Origin of the sequence: Streptomyces sp. NPDC102270 (assembly GCF_044766405.1) — a bacterium.
In the GTDB taxonomy this organism is placed as follows: Bacteria; Actinomycetota; Actinomycetes; order Streptomycetales; family Streptomycetaceae; genus Streptomyces.
In genome coordinates this window covers 1-5,772 of sequence record NZ_JBIWLX010000062.1, presented here as the reverse complement: position 1 = coordinate 5,772, position 5,772 = coordinate 1, and the positions used below count along the sequence as shown (strand labels likewise).

The window sequence follows — 5,772 nt, the reverse complement described above, 5'->3', positions numbered from 1 at the left end:
CCGCTCTCCATAACAACCCAAAAAACCGCCCCCCCGCCCCCCCCGGGGGGGGGGGGGGGGGGGGTGTGGGGGGGGGGGGGGCCCGGGGGGCGCCCCCCCCCCCCGGGGGGGGGGGGGGCGGCGGCGCGCCGGTGGGTGCCTGCGTTACTTGACGATGACGCCGATCTTCGGGGCGGGCTCGTTCTTGTAGCCGGCCGGGCCGAAGTTCTTGTCGACCGCCTTCTGCCAGGAGCCGTCGCTGACCATCTTCTGCAGCGCGGCGTTGACCTTGTTCAGGGTCGCGGTGTCGCCCTTCTTCACACCGATGCCGTAGTTCTCGTTGCTCAGCTTGAGGCCGGCGAGCTTGAACTGGCCCTTGTACTTGTCCTGGGCCGCGAAGCCCGCGAGGATCGAGTCGTCCGTGGTCACCGCGTCCACGGCGCCGCTCTGCAGGCCGGCGATGCACTCGGAGTAGCCGCTGTACTGCCGCAGCTGGGCCTTCGGGGCGAAGTCGTCGTGGACGTTCTGCGCCGAGGTGGAGCCGGTCACGGAACACAGCTTCTCGCCGTTGAGGTCCGTGGCCTCGCTGATCTTGGAGTCCTTCTTGACCAGCAGGTCCTGGTGGGCCAGCAGGTACGGGCCGGCGAAGGAGACCTTCTGCTTGCGCTCGTCGGTGATGGAGTAGGTGGCCGCGATGAGCTTCACGTCGTTGCGGGCGAGCGCGTTCTCGCGGTCGGCGCTCTTGGTCTCGACGAACTCGATCTGGTCGGCCTTGTAGCCCAGCTGCTTGGCCACGTACGTCGCCACGTCCACGTCGAAGCCGGAGTAGGAGCCGTCGGGCTCCTTGAGGCCGAGGCCGGGCTGGTCGTACTTGATGCCGATCTTGATCGTGCCGCCACCGCCGGAACCCGAGCCGGAGCCCGCGTCCTTGCTGTTGCCGCCGCAGGCGGTCGCGGACAGGGCGAGGGCGAGAACGGCGGCCGAGGCGGCGGTGACCTTGCGGAGCTTCATGGTGAACATCCTTTTGGGTGGTGAAGAGAGTCGAGCCGTCGGTGGTCGATCCGGGTGGCACGTCAGCTGTGCGCTACGTCAACGATGTGACACGTCAACGGTGTGACACGTCAGTGGTGCAGGATCTTCGACAGGAAGTCCTTGGCACGGTCGCTGCGCGGATTGCTGAAGAACTGGTCGGGCGCAGCCTCCTCGACGATCCGTCCGTCCGCCATGAACACCACGCGGTTTGCGGCCGATCGTGCGAAACCCATCTCGTGCGTGACGACGATCATTGTCATGCCGTCGCGGGCGAGCTGCTGCATGACCTCCAGCACCTCGTTGATCATCTCGGGGTCGAGCGCCGACGTGGGCTCGTCGAAGAGCATGACCTTGGGGTCCATCGCCAGGGCCCGGGCGATGGCGACACGCTGCTGCTGACCGCCGGACAGCTGGGCGGGGTACTTGTCCGCCTGGGTGGCGACGCCGACCCGGTCGAGCAGGGCGCGCGCCTTCTCCTCGGCCTTCTTCTTGTCGGCCTTGCGGACCTTGATCTGGCCCAGCATCACGTTCTCGAGCACGGTCTTGTGCGCGAAGAGGTTGAAGGACTGGAAGACCATGCCGACGTCGGCGCGCAGCCGGGCCAGTTCCTTGCCCTCCTGGGGCAGCGGCTTGCCGTCGATGGCGATCGAACCCGTGTCGATCGTCTCCAGGCGGTTGATGGTGCGGCACAGGGTGGACTTCCCGGACCCGGAGGGTCCGATGACCACGACGACCTCGCCGCGGGCGATCGTCAGGTCGATGTCCTGGAGCACGTGCAACGCGCCGAAGTGCTTGTTGACGCTCTTCAGGACGACCAGTTCGCCGGTCGCGGCCACGTCTTCCTTGGCCACCGATACTTCGGTCATCGCTCTCTGGCTCCGTCCTCCTCGGTTTCGGAGGACAGTAGTGACCCCATGCGACCAGCGTCATTAGTCTTGAGGGGAATCTGAGCATCACGATCCGATAGCAATCGGACACGTGTCGTAGCACTTGTGACCAGTAGCCATATCGGCCGGGTAACGGAACCCCGCCGCAACCGGAACCCTCTTGACGCCGTCCTCATCCATCAGCGTGACTGCACGATGCGCATGCGCGCGTGCGGAAGCACATTTCTACCTGTTCACTGCCTATTCAGATAGTACGTCCGATGGATAAAAGGGGGCCGGGGTGAGACTTCTCCTCGTCGAGGACGACAACCACGTGGCCGCCGCGCTCTCCGCGGTGCTCGCCCGGCACGGTTTCGACGTCACGCACGCCCGCAGCGGCGAGGAGGCACTCCAGGCGCTCGTCCCCGAGGGCGACGGCTTCGGCGTCGTGCTGCTCGACCTCGGTCTGCCCGACCAGGACGGCTACGAGGTGTGCGGCAAGATCCGCAAGCGCACCAGCACCCCGGTGATCATGGTCACCGCCCGCTCCGACGTCCGCTCCCGCATCCACGGGCTCAACCTCGGCGCCGACGACTATGTGGTCAAGCCGTACGACACGGGGGAGCTCCTCGCCCGCATCCATGCCGTCAGCCGGCGCACCGTCCACGAGGACGCGCCCGGCGGCGCGGACACGGCGCTGGTCCTCGGCGCCGTACGCATCGAACTGCCGACCCGTCAGGTCACCGTGGACGGCACGGTCGTCCAGCTCACCCGCAAGGAGTTCGACCTCCTCGCGCTGCTCGCCCAGCGGCCCGGTGTGGTCTTCCGGCGCGAGCAGATCATCAGCGAGGTCTGGCGCACGAGCTGGGAGGGGACCGGGCGGACGCTGGAGGTACATGTGGCGTCCCTGCGCGCGAAGCTGCGGATGCCGGCGCTGATCGAGACGGTGCGGGGGGTCGGGTACCGGTTGGTGGCGCCGGGGGTGTGAGGCAGTGGGGGGCGGGGGCCGGGGCGGCGCCTCGGGGCCCGGAGCTGTGCGAGGCTCGGGGGAGGAGATCGGGTCGGGTGAGGGACGGTGGCTGTGGGCGCGGGTGAGCCGGGTGGTGAGGGTGCCCGCGGGGGTGGCCGGGATCGGGGACAGGGCGGTGCGGGTGACGGGGTTCGGCCGTGCCGGGGTGCGGTACCGCGCGCACCTCGACATGCCGCCCGTGTGTGCCGGGGCTCGCGGCCGCGGTCCGGGGCATAGGCGGGGTCGTGCGTACACGTCTGCTTCCGCTGCTCATCGTCCTCATGGCCGCCGTACTGCTGGCCCTAGGAGTACCGCTCGCCATCGGTGTGGCCTCCGCGCAGCAGCAGAAGGTCGTCGTCGACCGCATCGACGACACCGCGCACTTCGCCGCGCTCGCCCAGTTCGTCACCGACGCCTCCGACGAGCGCCTGGAGACCCTGGAGAGCGAACTCGCCAGCTACTACAAGGTCTACGGCATCCGCGTCGGTGTCTTCTACGACGGTGACGTACCCATGGCCACGGCGCCTCGCGGCTGGTTCCTCCCCCGGACGGGCGAGGTGCGCGACGCGTTCGGCGAGGCCCTGCTCAGCCGCCGCAGCCAGGACCCCCAGCAGGTGTGGCCCTGGCAGCGGGGCCGGCTGGTCGTCGCCTCGCCGGTGATCCGGGACGGTGACGTCATCGCGGTCGTGGTCACCGACTCGCCCACCGGGCCGATGCGTTCACGGATCCTGCACGACTGGCTCGTCATCTTCGCCGGCGAACTCGCCGCCATGCTGCTGGCCGTCGGCGCCGCGCTGCGGCTGACCGGCTGGGTGCTCAGGCCCGTACGGGTCCTCGACGCCACCACCCACTCGATCGCGAGCGGGGCCCTGAAGTCCCGGGTCGCGGTCGCCGGCGGGCCGCCCGAACTCCGCCGCCTGGCACGGTCGTTCAACGAGATGGCGGACAACGTCGAGGACGTCCTCGAACAGCAGCGGGCCTTTGTCGCCGACGCGTCCCATCAGCTGAGGAATCCGCTCGCCGCCCTGCTGCTCCGTATCGAGCTGCTCGCCTTCGAACTCCCCGAGGGCAACGCCGAGATCGCCTCCGTGCAGGCGGAGGGCAAACGGCTGGCCCAGGTCCTCGACGACCTCCTCGACCTCGCGCTCGCCGAGCACACCGAGGCGGACCTGAGAGTCACCGACATCGGTGAACTCACCGCCGAACGTGTCGCCGCCTGGACACCCACCGCAGATGCCAAGGGAGTGCGGCTGGAGGGGAGTTGTCCGCCCACCACCGCCTGGGCCGACCCCGTCACCCTCTCCAGCGCCCTCGACGCGGTCATCGACAACGCGCTCAAGTTCACCCCGGAGGGTGAGACCGTCGAGGTCACGGTCGCCGCGGACGGGGACACCTCGACGGTCGTCGTCGCCGACCGCGGACCCGGGCTCACCCACGAGGAACTCGCGCGGGTCGGCGACCGGTTCTGGCGCAGCGGACGGCACCAGAACATCAAGGGGTCCGGCCTCGGGCTGTCCATCTCGCGGGCACTGCTGGCTGCCGGGGGCGGCGCGATCTCGTACGGCCGCCATGAGCCGCACGGGCTGGTCGTGACCGTCTCCGTGCCCCGCAGCCGTCCTACGGCTTGACCGAGCGGTAGTAGCGGCGGGCGCCGTCGTGGAGGGGGACCGGATCGGTGTAGATCGCCGTGCGTACGTCCACCAGCTGGGCGGAGTGGACGTCGTGGCCGATGCCGTCCCTGCTCTTGATCACGGTCCGGGTGAGCCACTCGGTGAGCTCGGGGTCCATGTCCTTGCGGGTGATCAGCAGGTTGGAGACGGCCATCGTCGGGACGGTCCTGTTGTTCTGGACGGACGGGTACGCCGACGCCGGCATGTTGGTGGCGCGGTAGTAGCGGGTGGGCTCGCCCTCTGCGTGCAGCTTCGCCACGAGGGAGGGCTCGATCGGGACGAAGCGGAACGCGGAGCGTTCGGCCAGCAGCTTGAGGCCGTCGGTGGGCACGCCGCCGGACCAGAAGAACGCGTCCAGGCCGTGGCCGAGGAGCTTGGGGCCGGTGTCGATCCCCTGGGCGCTGGGCCGGATGTCCTTGTCCGGGTCGATGCCGGCGGCGTTGAGCACGCGGTCCGCTATCAGTCGTACGCCGGAGTTGGGGGCGCCGATGGAGACGCGTTTGCCCTTCAGGTCGGCCAGGGTGCGGATGTCCGAGTCGGCGGGGACGACGAGCTGTACGTAGTCGTCGTAGAGGCGGGCCACGCCGCGGAGCTGGTCGGCGCCGGGGTCGCCGTTGTGCTGGTAGGTCTCCACCGCGTCGGCCGCGGCGATGGCGAAGTCGGACTTTCCGAGCGCCACGAGTCTGACGTTCTCCTGAGAGCCCGCGCTGGTCTCCAGCTTCACCTTCAGGTCCGGCATGTCCTTGTGGATCGCGTTGCGGAGGAGAGCGCCGTACTTCTGATAGACGCCTGCCCTTGTGCCGGTGCTGAAGGTGATCGTGCCGGTCGGGGGGGTCTCGCCCAGCGGGAGCAGCCACCACAGGAGCAGGCCGAGGGCCACGAGGGTGGCGACCGCGGTCTGGAGCGCCTGGCGGCGGGTGGGGCGGGGGAACGGCTTGGGCATGGCGGTGATCCTGCCAGGGGCGGTGGAGGGTGGCCAGCGGGTGCGGGTGCGGGTGCGGGTGCGGGTTCGGTGGGGGCGGGCGTTGTGCGCAGTTCCCCGCGCCCCTGATGCCTGCGGCGCAGCTGCGGGACCGGTGGGGGCGGGTGTAGCGCGTGGGGTTCGGTGGGTGGGTCGGTGCCGGGGGGGGGGGGGGGGGGGGGGGGGGGGGGGGGGGGGGGGGGGGGGGGGGGGGGGGGGGGGGGGGGGGGGGGGGGGGGGGGGGGGGGGGGGGGG

At 70.0% G+C, this 5,772-nt stretch carries 5 protein-coding genes; 2 read left to right on the top strand and 3 right to left on the bottom strand.

Features of this window, described 5'->3' with window-relative positions; all coding sequences use genetic code 11:
* Positions 1–144 precede the first annotated feature (144 nt).
* Both ACIRP7_RS45505 and ACIRP7_RS45500 read right to left on the bottom strand, forming a co-directional pair.
* The gene (locus ACIRP7_RS45505) at positions 145–990 is read right to left on the bottom strand and encodes a glutamate ABC transporter substrate-binding protein (RefSeq protein ID WP_403672935.1); all 846 of its coding nucleotides are present in this window, start codon (positions 988–990) and stop codon (positions 145–147) included.
* Between the two features lie 110 nt (positions 991–1,100).
* Positions 1,101–1,877 carry an amino acid ABC transporter ATP-binding protein gene (locus tag ACIRP7_RS45500; RefSeq protein WP_403672933.1) on the bottom strand — a complete coding sequence of 259 codons (777 nt, stop codon included), beginning with the start codon at positions 1,875–1,877 and terminating at the stop codon, positions 1,101–1,103.
* 301 nt (positions 1,878–2,178) lie between these two features.
* Between ACIRP7_RS45500 and ACIRP7_RS45495 the strand changes: the two genes are divergently transcribed.
* Both ACIRP7_RS45495 and ACIRP7_RS45490 read left to right on the top strand, forming a co-directional pair.
* Positions 2,179–2,865: a response regulator transcription factor gene (locus ACIRP7_RS45495; RefSeq protein ID WP_403672931.1), complete on the top strand. Its 687-nt coding sequence runs from the start codon at positions 2,179–2,181 to the stop codon at positions 2,863–2,865.
* Positions 2,866–3,131: 266 nt separating this feature from the next.
* Positions 3,132–4,514 (top strand): ATP-binding protein, encoded by a 1,383-nt coding sequence (locus ACIRP7_RS45490; protein WP_403672929.1) that lies wholly within the window; start codon positions 3,132–3,134, stop codon positions 4,512–4,514.
* Here the strand turns inward: ACIRP7_RS45490 and ACIRP7_RS45485 are convergent.
* Positions 4,504–5,499, bottom strand: a complete 996-nt coding sequence (locus ACIRP7_RS45485) for a TAXI family TRAP transporter solute-binding subunit (protein WP_403672926.1) — start codon at positions 5,497–5,499, stop codon at positions 4,504–4,506. The two genes, ACIRP7_RS45490 and ACIRP7_RS45485, sit on opposite strands and share 11 nt — an antisense overlap.
* Positions 5,500–5,772: the final 273 nt, after the last annotated feature.

Coding starts and splice junctions, on each gene's coding strand:
- ACIRP7_RS45505 (WP_403672935.1), bottom strand. CDS start 990: ATGAAGCTCCGCAAGGTCACCGCCGCCTCGGCCGCCGTTCTCGCCCTC.
- ACIRP7_RS45500 (WP_403672933.1), bottom strand. CDS start 1,877: ATGACCGAAGTATCGGTGGCCAAGGAAGACGTGGCCGCGACCGGCGAA.
- ACIRP7_RS45485 (WP_403672926.1), bottom strand. CDS start 5,499: ATGCCCAAGCCGTTCCCCCGCCCCACCCGCCGCCAGGCGCTCCAGACC.